The following is a 21,959-nucleotide window of genomic DNA, read 5'->3' as shown; positions in this document are numbered from 1 at the left end:
GTCGATTAGGCCTCCAGCGCTTCCTTGATCGCGCCGACGAAGTAGTCGAGGTCGTCGGGCTTGCGGGAGGTGATGAGCTTCCAGCCGTTGTTGTCGTCGACGTGCAGCTGCTCGTCGACGTAGTGGCCGCCCGCGTTCTCGATGTCGGCGGCGATGTAGCGGCACGGCGCGGCGGTCTTGCCGGCCACGAGGCCCGCGTTCACCAGCAGCCAGGCGCCGTGGCAGATCGCGGCGATCGGCTTGCCCTCATGCGCGAACTCCTGCGCGAGCGTGATCGCGTCCTCGTTCACGCGGATGCGGTCCACGTTGCAGGTGCCGCCGGGCACGACCAGCAGGTCGTAGTCGGCCGCCTGCACGTCGGAGAGCGTCGTGTCCGGGGTGAGCGTCTCGCCCTCATACCGGTCGTGCTGCACGGTCTCGCACTTGTCGAGCGTGGTCGCGGCGAGCGTCACCTGCGCGCCCGCGGCCTTCAGGTCGCGCAGCGGACGGGTGAGTTCCGTCTCCTCGATGCCCCAGTTGTTCACGATGATGAGCACCTTCTTGTCCGCGATGGCCATGGTTCCTCCTTGGAATGCCTTGGTGATGCGCTGGCTGTCCGGACGGACCGGAACGGCCGGCCGCATATGTGGTTGCTTGCCGTACCCCATTATGCCGCGGGCCGCGTCGCGCGCGTCGGTTCAGCGCGCGCTAAGCTGAGGGAGATACGTCGAGCCATGCCCGCGGGGCTTCTTCCCGACAACAGGCTGACGGAGGACGGGGGAGAGAAAGCCGTCATTCGGAATCACGCAGGATGAACCGGTGATCCTGCGAACCGGCACACTGACGCAGCCGACGCAATCGGCGAGGAGGACGCAATGAGCGAACCATACAATACGAATCCCAATCCCTATACGAATCCCAATCCGGTCGACCCCGATACGAACCCCGCCGACGTTCCGGCGCAGGAGCCGTACGGCGCGACGTCGCCCGACCCGTATGCGCCGGCGACGCCCGCAAACCCGTATGCGCAGGCCGCGCCGGAGCCCGCCGCCGGTGGCGCGCCGTACGGTGCGTACGCGCCGGCCGGCGCGGCTGTGCCGCCGGTGCCGCCGGCACAGCCCGCGTACGGCGTCGCTTCCGGTGGCGTTCCGGGCGGCGTGCCCGGCAACCCATATGTTTCGGGCGCCGCGTACCAGCCGTACTACCAGCCGGAGCCGCGCTGGAACGCGATGGCCATCGCCGGGTTCGTCGCGTCGTTCATGGTCTCGATCGTCGGTCTGGTCCTCAGCATCATCGGTCTCAACCAGATCAACAGGACCGGCGAGAAAGGCAGGGGCCTCGCCATCGCCGGCATCATCGTCGGCGCGCTGTCCACGCTCGTGTCCGTCGTGTTCGTCGTCCTGTTCGTCACGGCCGTCGTCGACGCGTCATCGCACGGCTACGACTATTCGTATGATGACGGCGGCGACGGCTACGACTATTCCGACGAAGGCGACGACACGACGAACGCCGCCGACCGTCTCGCCGCCGCACCGGACAGCGCGACCGCACGTCTCGACGTGATCGTCGCCGCGACCGCCGCGACCCTGTCGACCCGCTGACTGCCGCATACGCCGGAACGCACGCCGGAACGCGCCGGACGGCGCGACGGCGTGCGGCTAGACTTAGCAGCATGAGAATCGCACGTTTTTCATTGAATGACACGCCGCGATACGCCTTCGTGCAGAAGGACGAATCGGACGGCAAGGATTATCTCGTCGAACTCGACGGCCACCCGCTGCTCGGCGGCAAGGTCGCCCCGACCGGCAAGCGCTACGCGCTCGACGCCGACGGCATCCGTCTGCTCTCGCCGGTCCTGCCGAGCAAGGTGTACGGACTCGCCAAGAACTACGAGGCGCACGCGCAGTACATGCACGAGGCCGGCCACTCCGAGATCTCGCACGCCCCGGAGGACATGGTCATCTTCACCAAGCCGTCCACCTCGGTGATCGGCCCGGACGATCCGATCGTGTACCCGGCCTGCTCGAAGGACATGAACTTCGAGCCGGAACTCGCCGTCGTCATGGGCCGCGTCGCCAAGAACGTGCCGGTCGAGAAGGCCATGGACTACGTGCTCGGCTTCACCTGCGTCAACGACGTGACGCTGCGCGACCTGCAGGGCCTCGACCCGACGTGGACGCGCGCCAAGGGCTTCGATACGTCCTGCCCGCTGGGGCCCTGGATCGTCACGCGCGACGACGTGAACTGGAAGGACGCGAAGATCTCGTTCACGCTCAACGGCGAGGACGTGGCGATGGCGTCCGGCACGACCGCGAACCTCATCCACGGCATCCCCGAGCAGATCGCCGCGATCAGCTCGTTCTCGACGCTCCTGCCCGGCGACGTCATCATGACCGGCACGCCGAACGCGTCCGGCCACCTCGACCCCGGTGACGAGACCATCGTCCACGTCGAAGGCGTCGGCGACCTGCGCAACGTGATCGTGCGCGCGTAAGGCGCATTGTTTCTGCGCCCCCTTGAGGGGGAGCTGGCAGCCGAAGGCTGACTGAGGGGGTGCCCGCCGGATCGCCGGCGAGTGCCCCCTCAGTCTCGCTGCGTTCGACAGCTCCCCCTGAAGGGGGCGCAATGCGTGGTGACGTCGTTTTCGCAGCGATGAAATGAAACTTGAGCCGACGGCGCTCAAGTTTTGGGAATAGAATGTCCTCCGGGTTGGTTGAACGTGTCAGAAACACGAACAACCACAAGACTTGGAGGACAGACTTATGGAACAGAAGTTCACGACCATGGCCCAGGAGGCCATCGGCGACGCCATCCAGAGCGCTGCCGCCGCGGGCAACGCGCAGGTCGAGACCCTGCACGTGATGGACGCGCTGCTGCGCCAGGAGCAGGGCGTCGTGCGCGGGCTCATCCAGGCCGCGGGCGGCGACCCGCAGGCCATCGGCGCGGCCGTGCGCAACGCATTGGTGGCGCTGCCGAGCGCGTCCGGCTCGACCACGTCGCAGCCGCAGGCGAGCCGCCAGCTGACCGCCGCGCTCGCGCAGGCCGAGAAGGAGATGCAGCAGATGGGGGACGAGTACGTCTCCACCGAACACCTGCTCATCGGCATCGCCGCATCGGCCCCGAACCAGTCGGCTGAGATCCTGAAGAAGAACGGCGTCACGCCTGAGGCCCTGCGCAAGGCCGTGCCCGGTGTGCGTGGCGGCGCGAAGGTGACCAGCCCGGACGCGGAAGGCAGCTACAAGGCGTTGGAGAAGTACTCCACCGACCTGACCGCCGCCGCGAAGGAAGGCAAGCTCGACCCGGTGATCGGCCGCGATCAGGAGATCCGCCGCGTCATCCAGATTCTGAGCCGTCGTACGAAGAACAACCCGGTGCTGATCGGCGAGCCCGGCGTCGGCAAGACCGCCGTCGTCGAAGGCCTCGCGCAGCGCATCGTCGCCGGCGACGTGCCGACCACGCTGCAGGGCAAGAAGCTCATCAGCCTCGACCTCGGCTCCATGGTGGCCGGCTCGAAGTACCGTGGCGAGTTCGAGGAGCGTCTGAAGGCGGTCCTCAACGAGATCAAGAACGCAAACGGCCAGATCATCACGTTCATCGACGAGATCCATACGATTGTCGGCGCCGGCGCGGCCGAAGGCTCGATGGACGCCGGCAACATGTTGAAGCCGATGCTCGCCCGCGGCGAACTGCGCCTGATCGGCGCGACCACGCTCGACGAGTACCGCGAGAACATCGAAAAGGATCCGGCGCTGGAGCGTCGTTTCCAGCAGGTGTTCGTCGGCGAGCCCTCCGTGGAGGACACGATCGCGATTCTGCGTGGCCTCAAGCAGCGTTACGAGGCGCACCACAAGGTGACGATCGGCGACGACGCGCTCGTGGCCGCCGCGACCCTGTCCAACCGGTACATCTCCGGCCGCCAGCTGCCCGACAAGGCCATCGACCTGGTCGACGAGGCGGCCGCTCATCTGCGTATGGAACTCGACTCTTCCCCGGAGGAGATCGACGAGCTCCAGCGCAAGGTGACCCGCTACGAGATGGAGGAGATGCAGCTCAAGAAGGCCGAGGACCCGGCCTCCAAGGAGCGTTTGGAGAAGCTGCAGGCCGAAATGGCCGACGCGCGCGAGAAGCTCGCCGGACTCAAGGCCCGTTGGGAGGCGGAGAAGGCCGGCCACAACAAGGTCGGCGACCTGCGCGCCAAGCTCGACTCGCTGCGCGTCCAGGCGGACAAGTTCACCCGTGAGGGCAACCTCGCCGAGGCGAGCCGCATCCTGTACGGCGAGATCCCGGCCATCCAGAAGGAGCTCGCCGCCGCCGAGAAGGCGGACGCCGAGTCGAAGGAAGGCGGCGAAGACGCGAACAAGCCCGAGCCGATGGTCCCGGACCATGTGGACGCCGACTCCGTCGCGGAGATCGTCTCCGACTGGACCGGCATCCCCGTCGGCCGCCTCATGCAGGGCGAGAACGAGAAGCTGCTCCACATGGAGAACTACCTCGGCAAGCGCGTGATCGGCCAGAAGGAAGCCATCCAGGCCGTGTCCGACGCGGTGCGCCGCTCGCGTGCCGGCATCTCGGACCCGAACCGTCCGACCGGCTCGTTCCTGTTCCTCGGCCCCACCGGCGTCGGCAAGACCGAGCTCGCCAAGGCGCTCGCGGACTTCCTGTTCGACGACGAGAAGGCCATGGTGCGCATCGACATGTCCGAGTACATGGAGAAGGCGAGCGTGAGCCGTCTGATCGGCGCCGCGCCGGGCTACGTCGGCTACGAGCAGGGCGGCCAGCTCACCGAGGCCGTGCGTCGTCGCCCGTACTCCGTCGTGCTGTTCGACGAGGTCGAGAAGGCGAATCCGGAGATCTTCGACGTGCTGCTGCAGGTGCTTGACGACGGCCGTCTGACCGACGGTCAGGGCAGGACCGTGGACTTCAAGAACACGATCCTCATCATGACCTCCAACCTCGGCTCCCAGTTCCTCGTCAACGAGGATATGGACGCCGATGCGAAGAAGAAGGCCGTGATGGACGCGGTACACATGAACTTCAAGCCGGAGTTCCTCAACCGCTTGGACGACATTGTGATGTTCCACCCGCTCACCCGCGAGGAGCTCGGCGGCATCGTCGACATCCAGGTGAAGAGCGTGGCCGCGCGACTCACCGACCGCCGCATCAAGCTGCATGTGACGGCCGCCGCCCGCGAATGGCTCGCCAACACGGGCTACGATCCGGCGTACGGCGCCCGTCCGCTGCGCCGCCTCGTGCAGACCGAGGTCGGCGACCAGCTGGCCCGCATGCTGCTCGCCGGCAAGGTGCACGACGGCGACACGGTGCTCGTCGACCAGACCGGCGGCGAACACCTGGAGCTCACCGCCATGCCCGAGGACCCGCTCGCGGGTTCCGGTGCCGGTGACACGTCCGCGCCCGACGACCCCGACGTCAACGTCGAGGACGTCAAGACCGACGAGTGATTGCACGGTCTGCGGCACCCTATGACGGGTGAGGAGAGCGCATAAGCTCCATCTCCTGCGCCCCCTTCTAGGGGGAGCTGTCGAGCGTAGCGAGACTGAGGGGGTGTCCGGCAGGCATAACAAGCCGCCGGGCACCCCCTCAGTCGTCCTTCGGACGCCAGCTCCCCCTCAAGGGGGCGCAACAAGGCTCAGGAACTAGCGGTTGTCCGGAACGAAGGCTTCGAAGATGTGGTGGTCGAAGTACCGGTCGCACTGCGTGAGCTCGTCGCTGGAACGCACCGTCCAGGAGACGGCGATCGCGCCCATCGAACGGGCGAGACGCACCTGCGGCAACGCGCCGCCCGTCCAGTCGTAGGCGATGAAGTCGGGGCGGGACAGCCAGTCGAAGGCGAGCAGACCCGCGGCGAACTCGGCCGGACCGTTCTTCGTGAGCGAGGCGGGCCAGCTCAACTGGCCGCGGCACACCTCCGGATGATGCGTCTTGTACCAGTTCACCGCACCCGGGTTGAACGATTCGATGACGTACGGACCCGCATACGCCTCGAGCAACGCGTGGCCCTTCTCCATCAGCTCGGTCTCGCGCTCGCCCCACGCGGCGTTGTCGTTGAACTTGTATTCCACGATGAGCGGTGCACGCCCCGCCACCACCTTGAGCACGTCGGCGAACAACGGCACATGCTGGTAGTAGCCTTCCGGCGCGGTGGCCGGCGTGACGACCAACGGCGGATTCTCGTCCGCGCCCGGCAGCGGATGCGCCTTGAGGTCCCCCGGCTTCGAACCGCGGGAGACTGGGAATAGGGGGATGCGCGTCAGCTCGTCATAAGTGAGATCCTCGATGCGGCGCGGGTCGCCCGCCACACGCAGAAGGTTCGCGTCATGCACGACGACCACCTGGCCGTCAAGCGTCAGTTGCAGGTCGAGTTCGATGCCGTAGCCGGCCTCGCAGGCTGCGGCGAACGCGGCGAGCGAGTTCTCCGGCGCGATCGGCCCGGTCTCGTCCGCCGTGCCGTACCCGGCCTTCAAGGCCATGCGCCGGGCGAGCGCCACATAATCGGCGTTCTCGGCGATCGAGGCGTCGGTCGTGTCCGCCTTCGCACTGACCGGATTGTCGCCGCCGTAATCGGGGATATCCGTGACGTTCACGAGCCCCGAACCCGCGTCGTGCAGACCGCGGTGCGCATACCAGACGTCGGGGATGACGGGCACGTAGTTGCGGCGTTTGTCGTTGAACGTGCGCGGCGCCATGGCCCACGCGGCGGCTCCCGCGGCCGCGATGCCGCCGATCAGAACGTTTCTCAGGGCCTTCGACATGGCAATCCTTCCATACGTGTGACGTGACGCCGGCGGGGAGCGACGCGCGAGGCGGTGCCGTGCGGTGTGCCGTGAGGCCCGCGTCGCGTCGCTCCTGCGCCGGATATTGCCCCCAGACTACACCGCGCGAATGGGCGGCGGGTCATATCGCCCGCGCAGGTGGCGGCGGCCCGTGCCGTCCGCGTCGCGACCGCGCTGTGGTCTCGCTACGGCAGCGCTATGGCCGCAGCGCGTCGGCGAGCCACGTGGGCATCAGCGGATCGTCGGGGTCGAGGCGTCGGTCCGCATGTTCCGCGCGCAACGGCTTCCAGCCGTCCGCGCGGAACACGTCGAGCAGGTCGCGTGCCGTGCATGGTTCCGGCGTTTCGGCGAGACGCAGCAGCCACGCGCACACGCCCGTCACCTGCGCCGCCGTCACGCCGCGCTCCCGCAGCGCGCCCATGTCCAGCGAACGTTCACGCTTGGCGAGCCGACGGCCCGCCGCATTGTCGACGAGCGGGATATGCGCGTATGCGGGGCGCGCGGGAGTGGGGTGGTCTGGTTGCGGGCGATTGGCGGGTTGCGGGCGATCGTATGCGTGATTGCGGGGGATTGTGGATTGCGCGGTGATTGTGGATTGCGCGGACTTTGCGCGGGCGGTCTCTCCCCCAGTCAGCCTACGGCTGACAGCCCCCTCGTCAGAGGGGGCCGGAGAGGTGCTCGGACAGTCGTTCGGCAGTGCGCGAAGGCTGACGGCCCTCTTGTCAGAGGGGGTCGAGGACTCGTGCGAGGGGAGTGCGACGTGCCAGCCGGCGGCGATGAGGCGCTCGCGGATGTAGATTTGCAGGGCGGTGGAGCGCAGCAGGTCGCGGCCGCGGACGATCGAGTCGACGCCCATCGCGAGATCGTCGACCGTGACGACGAACTGGTAGCCGAACAATCCATCCGACCGGCGGATCACCGAATCGCCGATTTCGCATGCAAGATTGAACGACTGCGGCCCGAACGCCGCATCGTCGAACGTGACAACGGTGCTCTCGGTCGTTCCGATATCGGGCATCGCGATGCGCAGGGAGTGGCGGTCGCCGCGCGCGAGACGTGCGCGCACCTCGCCGGGGCGGTCGCGCATGAGACGGCGGCAGGTACCGGGGTAGATTTGGAATCCGTCGCCCTCCTGCGGCGCGGACGCGGCGCGGATGTCCGCACGCGAACAGAAGCACGGGTAGATGAGCGGAATGCCGTCGACGGTCTGCGATTCGAGCAGCCGCAACGCCTGCTCGTATAGGTCGGTGCGCTGCGACTGGTAGACGGGTTCGCCGTCCCAGTCGAGGCCGAGCCAGTCGAGATCGTCCGTGATCCACCGGTCGGCGTCCGGCAGCACGCGCGGGGTGTCGATGTCCTCGATGCGCAGCAGCATGCGCTGGCCGCGCGCCCGTGAGTCGAGCCACGCGGCCAGCATCGCCGTCATATTGCCGATATGCATGCGCCCCGAAGGCGTAGGTGCGAATCGTCCCGTCATGCGACCCAGCCTACACGCGGCACGGGCGGGCGGGGCGTATACACCCCCTCAGTCGTGCTCCGCACGACAGCTCCCCCTGAAGGGGCGCAGAATGCACGGTCATATGCCTGCGGCACATGCGATTCATCGCGCCCCTTCAGGGGGAGCTGTCCGCGAAGCGGACTGGGGGAGAGTCTGCGCCCCCCCTTCAGGGGGAGCTGGCCGCCGTAGGCGGACTGAGGGGGTTCCGGGCGCCCCGAGCCCGCCCCTACTTGTGGTACGGCTCTCCCGCGTTGATCTTATAGGCCCGGTAGATTTGCTCCAGCAGGATGACGCGCATGAGCTGGTGTGGGAACGTCATCTTCGAGAAGCTCAACTTGAAATCGGCCCGGCGCAGAATCGCGTCGTCCAATCCGATCGAACCGCCGATGACCAGCTGGATGTGGCTGGTGCCGCGCAGCCCGAGATCGTTGATCTTCGCGGCGAGTTCTTCGCTGGACAATTGCTTCCCGTCGATCGCCAGGGCGATGACGAACGCGTTGTCGCGCAAGTGCTTGGCGATGCGCTCGCCCTCCTTCGCCTTGATCTGGCGTTCCACGCCCGCCGAGGCGTGTTCGGGCGTCTTCTCGTCGGCGACTTCGATGATGTTGAGCTTGCAGTAGCGCGACAGCCGTTTCGAGTATTCGTCGATGGCGTCGCGCAGGTAGCGTTCCTTGACGCGCCCCGGCGCGATGATGTCGATTTGCATCGGTCAGACTTCCGTTGTGGGGGATCGATGACGCGTGTGTCGTCAAGGCGCACCGAGGGAAGGCGTACGAAGGTACGTCGACCGAGGGGCAATGCCGACGACACTCCGTCAGTCGATCACCCCGTAGAGGCGGTCGCCGGCGTCGCCCAGTCCCGGCACGATGTAGCACTTGTCGTTGAGCTTCTCGTCGACGGCGCAGACCACGACCTTGAAGTCGATGGACGGGTCGATGTGCTCCTCGACGTACTTGATGCCTTCCGGCGCGGCGATGATGTTGATCGCGGTGACGTCCTTCGCGCCGCGTTCGGCCAGATAGTGCGTGGCGGCGACGAGCGTGCCGCCGGTGGCGAGCATCGGGTCGATGAGGAAGCACTGACGGCCGGTCAGGTCGTCGGGCAGACGGTTCGCGTACGTGATCTGCTGGGTGGGGTGGTCCTCGTCGCGCTTCATGCCGAGGAAGCCGACTTCGGCGGTGGGCAGCAGGCGGGTCATGCCGTCGAGCATGCCGAGGCCGGCGCGCAGCACGGGCACGATGATCGGGCGGGGTTCGGCGAGCTTCTTGCCGGTCATCGGCGCGACCGGGGTCTCGATCGGCGTGGCCACGACGGACAGGTCGCGTGTGGCCTCGTACGCTTCGAGCATGACGAGTTCGGAGACGAGCTCGCGGAAGGTGGAGGACGGGGTGTTCTTGTCGCGGAGCACGGTCAGCTTGTGCTCGACGAGCGGATGATTCAAAACGTGAAGTTCCATGCCTCCCAAGCCTACCCGCCCCACGCGTCCGCATGGTGGATACGCGTGGCGGCGGGGCGGTCGTCTCCGGGGCGGAATCGCTGGAAAACCACGCGCCCGCGCGATGCCACGGGCGTGTAACCGTCATGTCACGGGGGATATGGAATCGAAACACGGGGGCAATTTGCCGTCAACTGGGCGCTGCCATTCTTGCGTCTTACGGAATCGCTTCTGCGGAACCGGTTTCACTGAATCATCGAATCGGACAAACCCGAACGTTCGGCATACGTGAAGAGGGAGAAGGACGTATGGCCATATCACATCGACTGAAGGCGGCCGCGGCGTGTTGCGTGACGGCCGCCGTACTCGCCACCGGCGGCTGCGGCTGGGGCCGCACCGTCGCCGAGAAGGAGGCGCAGGAATCCGGCGCCTCCACGGCGAGCACCGCGAGCTCATGCGTCGACACCTCCGGCGACACCATCAAGATCGGATTCGTCAACTCGCTGTCCGGCACGATGGCGATCTCCGAACAGACGGTCAGCGATTCGCTGCACATGGCCGTCGACGAGATCAACGCGAAGGGCGGCGTGCTCGGCAAGAAGCTCAAGGTCGTCCAGCAGGACGGCAAGTCCGAGCCGGCCGTGTTCGCCGAGAAGGCCAAGACGCTCATCGAGAAGGAATGTGTGGCCGCGGTGTTCGGCGGCTGGACGTCCTCCTCCCGCAAGGCCATGCTGCCCGTGTTCGAGGCGGACAACGCGCTGCTGTTCTACCCGCTGCAGTACGAGGGCATGGAGGCGAGCCCGAACATCTTCTACTCGGGCGCCGCCCCGAACCAGCAGATCGTGCCCGCCCTCGACTACCTCAAGGAGAAGGGCTACAAGAAGCTGTTCCTCGTCGGCTCCGACTACGTGTTCCCGCAGACCGCGAACCGCGTGGTCAAGGCGTACGCGGAAGGCAACGGCATGCAGGTCGTCGGCGAGGAGTACACGCCGATGGGCTCCACCGACTTCACGACGATCGTCAACAAGCTCAAGTTCTCCGGCGCGGACGCGGTGGTGAACACGCTGAACGGCGATTCCAACGTCGCGTTCTTCAAGGAGTACAAGGCGTCCGGCCTCAAGGCGGACACGGTGCCCGTGATCTCCATGTCGATCGCCGAGGAGGAGGTCTCCGCCATCGGCGTCGACAACGTGAAGGACCAGCTGACCGCCTGGAACTACTACCAGACGCTCGACAACAAGCAGAACACGACGTTCGTGAAGAACTTCAAGGCGAAGTACGGCCAGAACCGGCCCACCTCCGATCCGATGGAATCGGCGTACACGTCCGTCTACCTGTGGAAGGGCATGGTCGAGAAGGCCAAGTCGTTCGACGTGGACAAGGTCAAGGCGGCGGCCGACGGCGTCACCTTCGACGCCCCGGAGGGCCGCGTCAAGGTGGACGGCAAGAACCACCACATCTACAAGACCTCGTACATCGGCAAGATCGGCGACGACAAGCTCATCCACACCGTGTGGAAGTCCGACGGCCCGATCAAGCCGGACCCGTACCTGACCACCTACGACTGGGCGAAGAGCCTGAGCGCCGGGGCGAAGGACGAGGTCGCGTCGAGCACGTCCGGCGCGTCGAGCGCATCGGGCAAGTAACGAGAGCGGAAGGGAACACGAAACCATGGGTATGTTATTTCCACAGATCGTGGCGGGTCTGTCCAACGGATCGATCCTGCTGCTCGCCGCGCTCGGACTGTCGCTGACGTTCGGCCAGATGGGCGTCATCAACAACGCGCACGGCGAGTTCATGATGGCCGGCGCGTACACCGCCTACGTGATGAGCACGGTCATCGGCAACAAGGCCGTCTCGCTGGGCGTCGCGCTCGTCGTCGGATTCCTCGTCGCCGGACTGCTCGGCCTGCTGCTCGACGTGCTGCTGCTCGAACGCATGCGCACCCGTCCGCTGGACACGCTGCTCGTCACGTTCGGCGTCTCGCTCGTCCTCCAGCAGCTGGCGCGTGACATCTTCGGCGCGACCCCGGTCTACGCCTCCGCGCCCGACGCGCTCACCAACCCGGTGACCGTCTTCGGCTACAGCTTCTCCGCCGGACGCCTGTTCATCTTCATCCTGTCCGTCGTGTGCGTGGCCGCGCTGTATGCGATCCTCAAGCTCACGCCGCTCGGCCGCCAGATCCGCGCCACCTCCGAGAACCGCGACCTCGCCGAGGTCTCCGGCATCTCCACGAGGACCGTCGACCACGTCACGTTCTTCCTCGGCTCCGGCATCGCGGGCATCGCCGGCGTGGCATTGAGCCTGCTCAACTCGATCAGCTTCAACTTCGGCACCACGTTCATCGTGCAGGCGTTCCTCGTGGTCGTAGCCGGCGGCGTCGGCCAGCTGAAGGGCGCGGTCATCGCCTCCTTCGTGCTCGGCCTCGCCCAGTCCGCGATCGAGCTGCCGACGTCCGCGTCGATCGGCCAGGTCGCCGTGTTCCTGATCGTCGTCGTCTTCCTGCAGTTCCGCCCGCAGGGACTCGTTTCCATCCGTTCGAGGAACCTCGCGTAAGGGGAGGGGAGAATCATCATGAACAACGCTTCTCTGAACGCATTCGCCGTGAAATACAAGCCGTGGATCGGCACCGTCATCGCCATCGTGCTGATCTTCCTCGCGCCGTCCGTCATGAGCGTGTACAACCTCGGCCTGCTGTCGAAGTACCTGTGCTACGCGATGGTCGCGATCGGCATCGGCCTCGCCTGGGGCCAGGGCGGCATGCTGACGCTCGGCCAGGGCCTGTTCTTCGGTCTCGGCGCGTACGTGATGGCCATCCACATGAAGCTCGAGGACATCGGCCCCGGCCAGGTGCCCGACTTCATGGCCCAGTACGGCATCGACAAGGTCCCCGGATTCTGGGAGCTGTTCCGCAACCCGGTGATCGCCGTGATCGGCGTGGCCGCCGTGCCGGGCGCGATCGCCGCGCTGCTCGGTCTCGCCGTGTTCGGACGCGGCGTCCGCGGCGCCTACTTCGCGATTCTGTCGCAGGCGCTCGTCGCCGCCTTCTCCGTGCTGCTCATCGGCCAGTCGAAGACCACCGGCGGCACCAACGGCCTCAATGATTTCAAGGGCTTCTTCGGCTACGACCTCACCGACGACGCGAACAAGCAGATGATCTACTACATCTGCGCGTTCCTCACGCTCGCCATGGTGCTCATCGTCTACTGGATCCGCAAGTCGTTCATGGGCGACCTCATCATCGGCGTGCGCGACCAGGAGAACCGCATGAAGTTCCTCGGCTACAACCCCGCGTCCATCAAGGTGTTCGCGTTCTCGATGGCCGCCATGTTCGCCGGCATCGGCGGTGCGATGTTCGTGCCTGTCGTCGGCATCATCTCCCCGTCCGACATCGGCGTGACCCCGTCCATCCTGATGCTCGCCGGCGTCGTGATCGGCGGGCGCACCACGCTGCTCGGCCCGCTCGTCGGCACGCTCATCATCCGTTTCGCGGAGACGCAGCTGTCCGAGGCGTACCCGTCCGCGTGGACGTACATCGAAGGCCTCATCTTCATCCTGGTGATCGCCTTCGTGCCGATGGGACTCGGCCAGTTCAAGGGCGTGTGGCCCTGGATCAAGGAGAAGCTCGGAGGCGGCGCGGCCGGTGCCGCGGCCGCGTCCGCCGGAACGGCTGCTGGAACCACTGTCGCCGGAACCACTACTGCTAAGGCGGTGAACGCATGAGCGAGAAGAACGTGAAGAACACGGCGACGGCTGCGGCTTCGGTTGCGGCGAAGGCACCCGCCTCGCAGGAGGATCTGGAGAACCTGCGCGCCGAAATGGTCGCCATGCGCGACGAGGCCAAGCGCCTGCGCGACGAGGCGGCCGCCATGAAGGCCGAGATCGTCGAGGAGCGCGAACGGCTGCACGAGCAGCTCACCGCGCTCGACGACCGCGGCGGCCAGTGGAACGACTACCTCGAGATCAAGGGCCTGCACGTCGAATTCGACGGATTCGTGGCTGTCAAGGACCTCGACCTGACCGTCGAACACGGCGACCTGCGCTTCCTCATCGGCCCGAACGGCGCCGGCAAGACCACGATCATCGACGCGATTACCGGTCTCGTCCCCGCCACCGGCTCCGCCAAATTCCGTGGCGAGGAGCTGCTCGGACGCAAGCCGAACGACATCGTCAAACTCGGCGTCGGACGCACCTTCCAGACCGCGTCCGTCGTCGAGGAGCTGAGCGTGCTCGAGAACCTGCAGCTCGCCGAAGGCTTCCGCAAGAAGGGTCGCGACCTGTTCAAGCCGATGGGCGGCGTCACGCAGAACATCGAATACATGATGGACGTGTGCAACCTCACCGAGGACGCGCACAAGCCCGCCGGCATCCTGCCGCACGGCAAGAAGCAGTGGCTGGAGATCGGCATGCTGCTCGTCCAGGACGCGCACCTGCTGCTCCTCGACGAGCCGGTCGCCGGCATGACCCCGGCCGAGCGCATCGCCACCGGCGAACTGCTCAAGCGATGCAGCAAGAACCGCACGGTCATCATCGTCGAGCACGACATGGAGTTCATGCGCCAGTTCGCCGACTCCGTCACCGTGCTCAATCAGGGCGAAATCCTCGCCGAAGGCTCGGTCGAGGATATCCAGAACAACGAGGAAGTCGTCAAAATTTATTTGGGTGGAGGTGAGAACTGATGGCAATGCTGGAAGTGAAGGACCTGAACACCGGCTACGGCAAGGTGACGGTCGTCAACGACATCACGTTCGACGTGGCCGCCGGCCAGTGGGTGAGCATCGTCGGCAACAACGGCGCCGGCAAGACCACGCTGCTCAAGTCGATCCTCGGCCTGCTGCCGGTCTCGTCCGGCACGGTCACGTTCGACGGCGAGGACATCACGAAGGCCGCGCCGAACAAGCGCATCCGCAAGGGTATGGCGTTCGTGCCGCAGGGCCAGCAGTCGTTCGGCACGATGACCGTCGACGAGAACCTGCACGTGGTCGCCGACCGTTACGGCGCCGAGGCGAAGGCCCGCTACGACGAGGCCGTCGCGATGTTCCCGGTGCTCAAGGAGTTCTCCGGGCGCCGCGCCGGCCTGCTGTCCGGCGGCCAGCGCCAGCAGTTGGCGATCGCGCGTGCGCTCATCACCCGGCCGAAGCTCATGATTCTCGACGAGCCGACCGAGGGCATCCAGCCGAACATCGTCGCCGAGATCCAGCAGGCAATCCGGTCGATGGCCGAGCAGAAAGGCATCGGCGTGGTGCTCGTCGAGCAGAAGGTGCAGTTCGCCGTCGAACGCGCGGACAAGTACTATGTGCTCGCCTCCGGTCGTTTCATCGCCGCCGGCGAGGGCGGTCCCGACCAGGTCGAGGCGGCGAAGGACGCGATGAGGGTGTGATCGCGCGCGGCGTGGTGTGGTTCGCGTGGTTCGCGTGGTTCTCGCGGTTCGCGGCGTGATGCGTTGCAATTGCGGCGTGATGCGCGTGTGATAGCCTGACTCACGATTTCAGCGGTGCGGCCCCACGGTTCTCTCCCATGCCGATTGCGGCGGGAAGTGGACCGTGGGGCCGCACGCGTACGCGCGGATCGCAGGACGGGAAAGGATGCCTTGCTTCCCTTGCCTCGCGATCCGCCTCGAGAACGAGGGGAACCACCGATGAAGAAGAGTCTGCTGGCCGTCGCCGCCGGGGCGTTCGTGCTCGGCGCCGCCGAATTCGTGATGATGGGCATCCTGCCCCAGGCCGCGGCGGCCACGCACGTATCCATCCCGACCGCCGGCCATTTCATCTCCGCATACGCGATCGGCGTGTGCGTGGGCGTCACCATGCTCGTGTTCGGGCGCAAGGCGAGTCCGAAGCATCTCGTCATCCTGTTCATGGCGCTGGCGCTCGCCGGCAACGCGTTGAGCGCCGTCGCGCCCACCGCCGGCGTGCTCGTCGCCGCGCGCTTCATCGCCGGACTTCCGCACGGCGCGTTCTTCGGCACCGGAACCGTGATCGCGAAGACGCTCGCCGACAAAGGCAAGGAAGGCAAGGCGGTCGCCGTGATGGTGACCGGACAGACCATCGCCAACATGTTCGGCGTACCCGCCGGAACGCTGCTCGCCGAATACCTGAACTGGCGGCTCGCGTTCACGATCCTGGCGATCGGCGCCACCCTCACCATCGCACTCACGCTCGCATGGATGCCGCTCGTTCCCGCCGTTCCGGACGCGGGTCTCGCCGGACAGTTCCGCTTCCTCGCCAAGCCCGGACCGTGGCTGGTGCTCGGCGCCGTGTTCATCGGCAACACCGGCGTCTTCTGCTGGTGGAGCTACGTGAGCCCGTGGCTGCAGAAGACCGGCGGCTACGATTCGCGATTCGTGCCGCTGCTGATGATGCTCGCCGGATTCGGCATGGTGGTCGGCGGACTCGCCGGCGGGCACCTCGCCGACCGGTGGCTGCACGCGGCGACCGCCGCGGTCGGCCAGTCGATCTCCGCGGTCGGACTGTTGCTCGTGTTCCTGCTGCCCGGCAATCTCGTGACCTGCGCGATTCTGACGTTCTGGATCGCGTTCGGCCTGTTCTTCATCAACGGGCCGCAGCAGCTGCTCATGGCCGACGCGGGCAAGGGCGGCGGCGAGCTCATCGGCGGCGCGGCCGTGCAGATCGGTTTCAACGGCGGCAACGCGGTCGGCTCGCTCGTCGGCGGCATGGCGCTCAACGCCTCCGGCATGAACTACCACATGACCGGTCTGGCCGGCATGCCGTTCACCGTGATCGCGGTGATCCTGCTCACGGCGTTCGCGCTGCGGTTCGAGCGGGCTCGGCGGTGATACGTGTGATGCGGTTGCGGCGTGATGACACGGTGGCGCGGTGACGTCTCGACGCGGACTTTTCGGCGGCGTTTTTTACGGAGGTGAGCCCCTTAGTCCGTAAAAAACGCCGCTTACCGTTGCTCAGTGTCGCTTTTTACGGATATGGCCGTTATCTTCCGTACATTGGGACGCTGAGCCGCCTTCAGCGTCCCAATGTACGGAGCCGATGAGGCGATTGCGTACTGTCCGTCGCTGAGGGAGCGGCGGGCATTTATGCTGCTAAGCGCACACAATCAGTGATCCTGCTCGATGGGATAGTGCTTCTTATCGCGGAAGTATTCGATGACTGGTCGTTGGATATATGTTCCGAACGACTGCTGATACGGGTATCCACAGCCTCCGTTCATCGCGTAGAGATTCTTATCGTTGTCGAAGCTCAGGATGCGATCTTCGCGGTCATCGGTGGCGGATGTAACGACCACCAACAGTCGGTTACGGTCGAAACGGGCAGTCGGGGCAAGGGAACTCTTGGGTACGGCCGCCTGGATCTCCTTCCCTAGGCGTTGTTCGAAGGTATCTCTGTCGATGTGGGGGTTATCTTGGGCGAATTTATGTGCGATTCGCTCCAGAATTTCCTGCTTGCCGATTTTGTATGCGGCATGCCCCTCCTCGGTCCAATTCCATTTGGAGAAGTCCCGACCTACGGAATCCGTTGTCTGGTTCACGGCCATCGGTGTAATCTGCATGATGCGTTTGACGGTGCTGAGCTTCATGTCGGTGAACACTTGGTTGCGAAGGTACCGTTGCGCATATAGGAACTCATTTTTGCCAATGACGTTCGAAACCGACGACGGGAGGCCGTTCGTCTGCTGGTTGGTATCGTCGGATGTCTCTTCGCTCTCGGTGATGTCATGTATGAAGTCGAGGGAGGAGAGCTTGGTCTCCAACTGTTCGGCGTCGATGGTGTTGACGTATTGTGCGATTTTCGCGTAAAGGCCCGGCCACGAGACCTGCAATCCCAGCAGATATAGGAACGCCTTCTGATCTACCGGTTCGGCTGCGTCGTGCAGTCGGTCCCAGAACATGCTTGACAGCAACAGGAACGTGTTGATGAAGCGCTTCGTCTGTCGTGGGTTGGATTGCAATGCCTCCAGTGCGATTATGCGTACATCATCCTTGAGACTTCTGTCAAGCCAAGTGCCCAGGATCTTCCCCCAGCTTTTCTTGCCTACGAGATTTTCGATAGTGACCTGTGTGCCGGCGTTCTGGGAGAATTCGGATAGCGGGATGGTAAATGGCAGCTGGATGATCTTTTCGAGATACCGGGTTCCGTCGATGGCGCTGCCGTGTGATTTGTAGTGCGTCTCCAAAGCACTGACGATGTAGTTGCGATCCAAGGCAAGCACGAAAATCATGCCGGCTCGTCCGGTCAGGGAACTGATGGTCTCTATGGAACGAGTGATGCTGTCCGGGGCGCAACGATCTAAGTCATCGATGAGAATGACGAGCCGTTTGTTGGCTACCGCTAGGCATCCGGCAAGCAGGTCGAGAGCCTGAGACATGGAAAAACTGTTCTCGTTGAATGGAAGTGTTTCCAGTATCTCGGATACGCGCTTCAACGTGGGATTGGCCGATTGTTTAAGGTCAGGGATTGCGTTGGCGTATTGGGCGAGGGTGAATTCCGTTGTCACGGGACCGTTCGCACCGACAGTGACGGTTGTATTGGCCGCTGCATGTGCCAACCCGGCGAGAAGGCTTTTCATGTATTGGATTGCGGTACGTGCATGGTCGGACAGGGTATGCTTCTTGGTGCTTTCCTCCTGTTCAAGCATATTTTTTACCGCTTGATACATTGCGCCGATGAGTTCCTGATCAAGGTTGGAGGAACGCTCGTGGTGCCATGCATTGAAACTGATGACGATGGACTGTTGCCTCGACTGCTTTTCGACTTTCTGTTGGATGCTGCTCAGCAACGTGGATTTTCCGCTTCCCCATGGTGCGAACAGTCCGATGGTCATCGGCGTGTTATCGAGTGCGGAGCCGTTTGCGTTATCGCTCGTATCGTCACCACAGATGATTGCGGCCAATGTATTCGCATAGGCTTCGTAGCCGAGTTGGGGCTTGTCCATGATCGGCAGGTCGTTCAACATAGGGATGGGTGTTGTGGGCTTGGGGGTTGTGCTCGTACGCGTTTGGGGTGCCATCCGTACCTACTTCCGGGGAGTCAGCGCTGAATCATTCCGCAACAACGATACATCGGATGATTCGGTGAACGAGGAAGCGGAAACGCTGTTCGGACATCAGTGGGCAGAGAGATGAGTTTGCAACGGTGCGCAATGGTGCAATTAGGTACGCAATCGTGTAATTAGGTGTGTTTTGCTGCGGGGGCATTATATGACGCCTCGATTCGCGCGGAAACCCCACGGAAACCGTTGGGAAACCGTCGGTAACGTCATGTTCCCGAATTGGAAACCGTGTGGATTCGCTCCTGCAAACAACGGCGACGATGATGCCTCTCAATCGTGATTCCGGCATGGCCGATGTCGTGCGGATCATCACGCAGCCATGAGAGAGAGGAAGCGTCATGTCGAACTCATTGCGCCGACGGGAGCAAACGCGTCGCCCTATATTCACCAGATTCGCCGCCGCGATGAGCGGTGTGGCGATGCTCGCCACGTTCGGACTCGCGTCCGCCGCGGCGGGAAGCATCACCGCCACCGCCTACGCCGATCCGTTCACCAGCAGTCAGACCGCGTCCGCTGCCACCGTGACCAGTGGCACGATTCCCGCCGGGCAGCTCTCCGTCGTGAATTTCGCTCCGAAATGGGGCGACAAGCAGGCCAACAAGGCGAGCATGCTCAAGTACATCGCCGATGCGCATGCGTCCGGTGTCAAGATGATCGTCTTCCCTGAAATGGCGCTCACCGGATACGTGTACTCCTCCGACCCGGATTCGCCTGACTATAAGATGGCGGTCTCGCAGGCGGAGACGACGGAAAGCCCCATCACACGCGAAATCGCCACGGCTGCGGCGGCCGACGGCATGTGGGTCATCTACGGCACTTCCGAGAAGATTCCCGGCGACACGAACCACGCCTATAACTCCGCGTTCGCCATTTCGCCGGAAGGCAAGGTCACCTCCTATCAGAAAATCGCGCCGGTCGAAGGCGATTGGGCGACGCCCGGCACCACGCCGGTCATCCTCCAGACCGAATGGGGGCTGATGGGATTGAGCATCTGCTACGACACGTACGCGCAGCCGGAGATTGAACGATACTATGCGGCGCAGGGCGTCAGCCTGCTCGTCAACCCCACCGCCACGTCGCGTAGCTACACCGACATCGACGGTGATGGCGTGAAGGACGCGAAAGGTTGGGAATGGTACTACCGTAACCGCCTTGAATCCATTGCGTCACGTGACGGACTGACCATCGCCAGCGCCGACCTCGTCGGGCCGGACGGGTATACGGGCGATGACGGCACCCAACCCTACGATTTCCCCGGCGGCAGCGTCATCCTCCAGGGCGGGTTTGGCTCGGCGAAATACTATGCCGGGCAGAACACCGATGGCACGCTTGTCACCGCGAAGGCAGGCGCGCTCGTCAACGACACGGATCTGCGCCTCGGCGCCGGCAGCACCACGCAGGTCGCTAACGATTTCCACCCCGATTACTACGCGAAGTGGTACGCGGAACTTGCTGATAAGCAGGAAAGCGGCGACGGACTGTCGTACACCTTCGGCTCCAAGGACGGTCCCACCACCGCGGTCGCGAACGTCAGCGGTGTCTGGGGCGACAAGGAGAAGAACGTCGACATGATGCTCCGCTACGTCAAGGAGGCGCACGAGAAGGGCGTGGATGTCATCGTGTTCCCCGAGACGATTCTCACCGGTTATGACAGCACCGATCCGGCCGGCAAGAACGACGCCCACACCGCCAATCCGGAAGTCAACAAGACGCTCGCGAACAGCAATGACTACATGCAGGTGCTGCTCGCCGAGAAGGTGAAGGGCGCGGACGGCGACACGTCGCGTGGCCCCTCCGTACAGAAGATGGCTGCCGCCGCCAAGGAATACGGTATGTACATCATCTTCGGGCTGCCCGAAATGCCCGACGGTGGGCCGATCACCGACAGTGATGGCATCCGCAAGGTCTACAATTCCGCGGCGATTTGCTTCCCCGACGGTCATACTGACTCCTACCAGAAGATGCATCGTGCCGGCAACGAGGAGAAGGTCTGGTCCGTGCCCGGCGACACCCCCGTCATGTTCGACATGCCGGAGTGGAAGGGCAAGGACGGCAAGGCGCTCAAGGTGGGCATCGACATCTGCCGCGACGGCCACTTCTACCCGGAACTTGGACGCTATTACGCGGCGAGCGGCGCCGAACTCCTGCTGCACCCGACCGCCACTACCGGCAACGCCTGGTACCGTGAGACCCGCATGGGCAGCTACACGGATCGTGACGGACTCGGCGTCGTCAGTGACAACGTGTGGGGGCCCGACGGATATCCGCTCGATGCGGACGGCAATCCCGTGTACTCGGTAGATGATTCCGGCGAGACCGTGTCCAGCGGCAAACCGGTCGCCGGATACAACTACGCCGGAGTCGGCAACGACCCGTTCCGCACCTCCAGCCTGATTATCAACGCATGGTCCGGCAAGAACGGCACTCGCTTCGACTATGCGACCGGCAGCGCGCTCGACACGAGCGGTAGCGGCAAGGGCGCGTCCGCCGATACCTCCGTCGACATGACGTTTGCGCAGGGCGCGTACGATCCCGACAACCTCGAATACCGTACGATGAACCTGTCGCAGGCCGGATTCCGCATCACGAACTTCCAAGCAAGGCTGTACTCGAAGATGTACGATGCGCTCGCCGTCCGTACGATCGCCGGCTACCAATCGATGTACCCGGCGATGAGCGGCTTGGACAAGTCCGCACTCGATGAGCCGATTGCAAAGGCGGAGACGATTCTCGGTGCGTCGGAAGGTACCGGCAAATACACGGACGAATCCGTGACGACGCTGACCACAGCGTACGAGGAGGCGCTGTCGCTGAAGAACAACACCACGTTCAGCAGCGAACAGAGCGATCTGGTGACCGCGGCTGTGAGCGATCTGGATACGGCCTTGGCTGCGCTGACCGCGAAGCCGGGGACCGGAACCGGAAATGGCTCCGGTACGGGTGCAACACCCGGTTCCGGTTCGGGCAGCTCCGATGCCACCGGCAAGAAGTCGGACGCGGCGAGCGGTTCCGATACGAAGACGAAGCAGCCTGCTTCCATGCCCGGCACCGGTGCCGATACCGCGACCGTGGTCGCCGTAGCCATCCTTCTCCTCGGCGCAGGTGCCAGTGGTGTGCTGATTCGCACACGCTTCCGTAGCAGGTGTGAACGATAGCTTGTTGCTGACTATATTCGGTGGGGGCACGTGATATCTATCGCGTGCCCCCACCTATTCGTATTTGTGCATGTCAG

Annotated in this window: 16 protein-coding genes; 10 read left to right on the top strand and 6 right to left on the bottom strand. The window is 64.5% G+C overall.

What is annotated here, in order from left to right:
• Nucleotides 1-5: 5 nt before the first annotated feature.
• Nucleotides 6-557 carry a type 1 glutamine amidotransferase domain-containing protein gene (locus AC1AYN_RS06505; protein ID WP_476502764.1) on the bottom strand — a complete coding sequence of 184 codons (552 nt, stop codon included), beginning with the start codon at nucleotides 555-557 and terminating at the stop codon, nucleotides 6-8.
• Nucleotides 558-854: 297 nt separating this feature from the next.
• Here AC1AYN_RS06505 and AC1AYN_RS06500 point away from each other — a divergent pair, with 297 nt between their 5' ends.
• The 3 genes from AC1AYN_RS06500 to clpB all read left to right on the top strand — a co-directional run bounded on the left by AC1AYN_RS06500 (nucleotide 855) and on the right by clpB (nucleotide 5,438).
• Nucleotides 855-1,580: a DUF4190 domain-containing protein gene (locus AC1AYN_RS06500; protein WP_476532636.1), complete on the top strand. Its 726-nt coding sequence runs from the start codon at nucleotides 855-857 to the stop codon at nucleotides 1,578-1,580.
• A gap of 71 nt (nucleotides 1,581-1,651) precedes the next feature.
• The gene (locus tag AC1AYN_RS06495; RefSeq protein ID WP_034529047.1) at nucleotides 1,652-2,473 is read left to right on the top strand and encodes a fumarylacetoacetate hydrolase family protein; all 822 of its coding nucleotides are present in this window, start codon (nucleotides 1,652-1,654) and stop codon (nucleotides 2,471-2,473) included.
• Nucleotides 2,474-2,741: 268 nt separating this feature from the next.
• Complete coding sequence (gene clpB / locus AC1AYN_RS06490) at nucleotides 2,742-5,438, top strand: ATP-dependent chaperone ClpB (RefSeq protein ID WP_476532635.1); 2,697 nt, start codon at nucleotides 2,742-2,744, stop codon at nucleotides 5,436-5,438.
• A gap of 195 nt (nucleotides 5,439-5,633) precedes the next feature.
• Here the strand turns inward: clpB and AC1AYN_RS06485 are convergent, their stop codons facing one another.
• From AC1AYN_RS06485 to upp, 4 genes are all read right to left on the bottom strand, one after another.
• Nucleotides 5,634-6,749 carry a glycerophosphodiester phosphodiesterase family protein gene (locus tag AC1AYN_RS06485; RefSeq protein WP_476532634.1) on the bottom strand — a complete coding sequence of 372 codons (1,116 nt, stop codon included), beginning with the start codon at nucleotides 6,747-6,749 and terminating at the stop codon, nucleotides 5,634-5,636.
• Nucleotides 6,750-6,966: 217 nt separating this feature from the next.
• Nucleotides 6,967-8,247: a glutamate--tRNA ligase family protein gene (locus AC1AYN_RS06480; protein WP_476532633.1), complete on the bottom strand. Its 1,281-nt coding sequence runs from the start codon at nucleotides 8,245-8,247 to the stop codon at nucleotides 6,967-6,969.
• Between the two features lie 247 nt (nucleotides 8,248-8,494).
• Nucleotides 8,495-8,974 (bottom strand): 23S rRNA (pseudouridine(1915)-N(3))-methyltransferase RlmH, encoded by a 480-nt coding sequence (rlmH, locus tag AC1AYN_RS06475; protein ID WP_476532632.1) that lies wholly within the window; start codon nucleotides 8,972-8,974, stop codon nucleotides 8,495-8,497.
• Between the two features lie 108 nt (nucleotides 8,975-9,082).
• On the bottom strand, nucleotides 9,083-9,724 hold the full coding sequence (upp, locus tag AC1AYN_RS06470) for a uracil phosphoribosyltransferase (protein ID WP_034529067.1): 642 nt from the start codon (nucleotides 9,722-9,724) through the stop codon (nucleotides 9,083-9,085).
• A 287-nt stretch (nucleotides 9,725-10,011) separates the two neighbouring features.
• Between upp and urtA the strand changes: the two genes are divergently transcribed.
• From urtA to AC1AYN_RS06440, 6 genes are all read left to right on the top strand, one after another.
• Entirely contained in the window at nucleotides 10,012-11,349 is a 1,338-nt protein-coding gene (gene urtA / locus AC1AYN_RS06465) for an urea ABC transporter substrate-binding protein (protein ID WP_476502758.1), read from the top strand.
• A gap of 25 nt (nucleotides 11,350-11,374) precedes the next feature.
• Nucleotides 11,375-12,259: an urea ABC transporter permease subunit UrtB gene (urtB, locus tag AC1AYN_RS06460; protein ID WP_476532631.1), complete on the top strand. Its 885-nt coding sequence runs from the start codon at nucleotides 11,375-11,377 to the stop codon at nucleotides 12,257-12,259.
• An 18-nt stretch (nucleotides 12,260-12,277) separates the two neighbouring features.
• Nucleotides 12,278-13,426: an urea ABC transporter permease subunit UrtC gene (gene urtC, locus AC1AYN_RS06455; RefSeq protein ID WP_476532630.1), complete on the top strand. Its 1,149-nt coding sequence runs from the start codon at nucleotides 12,278-12,280 to the stop codon at nucleotides 13,424-13,426.
• Nucleotides 13,423-14,382 (top strand): urea ABC transporter ATP-binding protein UrtD, encoded by a 960-nt coding sequence (urtD, locus tag AC1AYN_RS06450; RefSeq protein ID WP_476532629.1) that lies wholly within the window; start codon nucleotides 13,423-13,425, stop codon nucleotides 14,380-14,382. The genes urtC and urtD overlap by 4 nt, the downstream gene beginning before the upstream one ends.
• Entirely contained in the window at nucleotides 14,382-15,083 is a 702-nt protein-coding gene (gene urtE, locus AC1AYN_RS06445; RefSeq protein ID WP_476502754.1) for an urea ABC transporter ATP-binding subunit UrtE, read from the top strand. Before urtD ends, urtE begins: the two co-directional genes overlap by 1 nt.
• A 258-nt stretch (nucleotides 15,084-15,341) precedes the next feature.
• Nucleotides 15,342-16,499, top strand: coding sequence for an MFS transporter (locus tag AC1AYN_RS06440; RefSeq protein WP_476532628.1), 1,158 nt, complete (start codon nucleotides 15,342-15,344; stop codon nucleotides 16,497-16,499).
• 275 nt (nucleotides 16,500-16,774) lie between these two features.
• Here AC1AYN_RS06440 and AC1AYN_RS06435 read toward each other — a convergent pair whose 3' ends face one another.
• A complete protein-coding gene (locus tag AC1AYN_RS06435) occupies nucleotides 16,775-18,610 on the bottom strand; it encodes a KAP family P-loop NTPase fold protein (RefSeq protein ID WP_476532627.1) in 1,836 nt (611 codons plus the stop codon).
• A gap of 455 nt (nucleotides 18,611-19,065) precedes the next feature.
• Between AC1AYN_RS06435 and AC1AYN_RS06430 the strand changes: the two genes are divergently transcribed.
• Nucleotides 19,066-21,882 (top strand): nitrilase-related carbon-nitrogen hydrolase, encoded by a 2,817-nt coding sequence (locus AC1AYN_RS06430; protein WP_476532626.1) that lies wholly within the window; start codon nucleotides 19,066-19,068, stop codon nucleotides 21,880-21,882.
• Nucleotides 21,883-21,959 lie beyond the last annotated feature (77 nt).

It is taken from the genome of Bifidobacterium sp. LH_413 (assembly GCF_056357015.1).
This window is presented reverse-complemented; position numbering and strand designations above follow the sequence as displayed.

Bases quoted from the DNA above. Each gene is read 5' to 3' on its own strand.
- AC1AYN_RS06505 (WP_476502764.1), bottom strand. From the start codon at position 557: ATGGCCATCGCGGACAAGAAGGTGCTCATCATCGTGAACAACTGGGGC.
- AC1AYN_RS06500 (WP_476532636.1), top strand. From the start codon at position 855: ATGAGCGAACCATACAATACGAATCCCAATCCCTATACGAATCCCAAT.
- AC1AYN_RS06495 (WP_034529047.1), top strand. From the start codon at position 1,652: ATGAGAATCGCACGTTTTTCATTGAATGACACGCCGCGATACGCCTTC.
- clpB (WP_476532635.1), top strand. From the start codon at position 2,742: ATGGAACAGAAGTTCACGACCATGGCCCAGGAGGCCATCGGCGACGCC.
- AC1AYN_RS06485 (WP_476532634.1), bottom strand. From the start codon at position 6,749: ATGTCGAAGGCCCTGAGAAACGTTCTGATCGGCGGCATCGCGGCCGCG.
- AC1AYN_RS06480 (WP_476532633.1), bottom strand. From the start codon at position 8,247: ATGACGGGACGATTCGCACCTACGCCTTCGGGGCGCATGCATATCGGC.
- rlmH (WP_476532632.1), bottom strand. From the start codon at position 8,974: ATGCAAATCGACATCATCGCGCCGGGGCGCGTCAAGGAACGCTACCTG.
- upp (WP_034529067.1), bottom strand. From the start codon at position 9,724: ATGGAACTTCACGTTTTGAATCATCCGCTCGTCGAGCACAAGCTGACC.
- urtA (WP_476502758.1), top strand. From the start codon at position 10,012: ATGGCCATATCACATCGACTGAAGGCGGCCGCGGCGTGTTGCGTGACG.
- urtB (WP_476532631.1), top strand. From the start codon at position 11,375: ATGGGTATGTTATTTCCACAGATCGTGGCGGGTCTGTCCAACGGATCG.
- urtC (WP_476532630.1), top strand. From the start codon at position 12,278: ATGAACAACGCTTCTCTGAACGCATTCGCCGTGAAATACAAGCCGTGG.
- urtD (WP_476532629.1), top strand. From the start codon at position 13,423: ATGAGCGAGAAGAACGTGAAGAACACGGCGACGGCTGCGGCTTCGGTT.
- urtE (WP_476502754.1), top strand. From the start codon at position 14,382: ATGGCAATGCTGGAAGTGAAGGACCTGAACACCGGCTACGGCAAGGTG.
- AC1AYN_RS06440 (WP_476532628.1), top strand. From the start codon at position 15,342: ATGAAGAAGAGTCTGCTGGCCGTCGCCGCCGGGGCGTTCGTGCTCGGC.
- AC1AYN_RS06435 (WP_476532627.1), bottom strand. From the start codon at position 18,610: ATGGACAAGCCCCAACTCGGCTACGAAGCCTATGCGAATACATTGGCC.
- AC1AYN_RS06430 (WP_476532626.1), top strand. From the start codon at position 19,066: ATGTCGAACTCATTGCGCCGACGGGAGCAAACGCGTCGCCCTATATTC.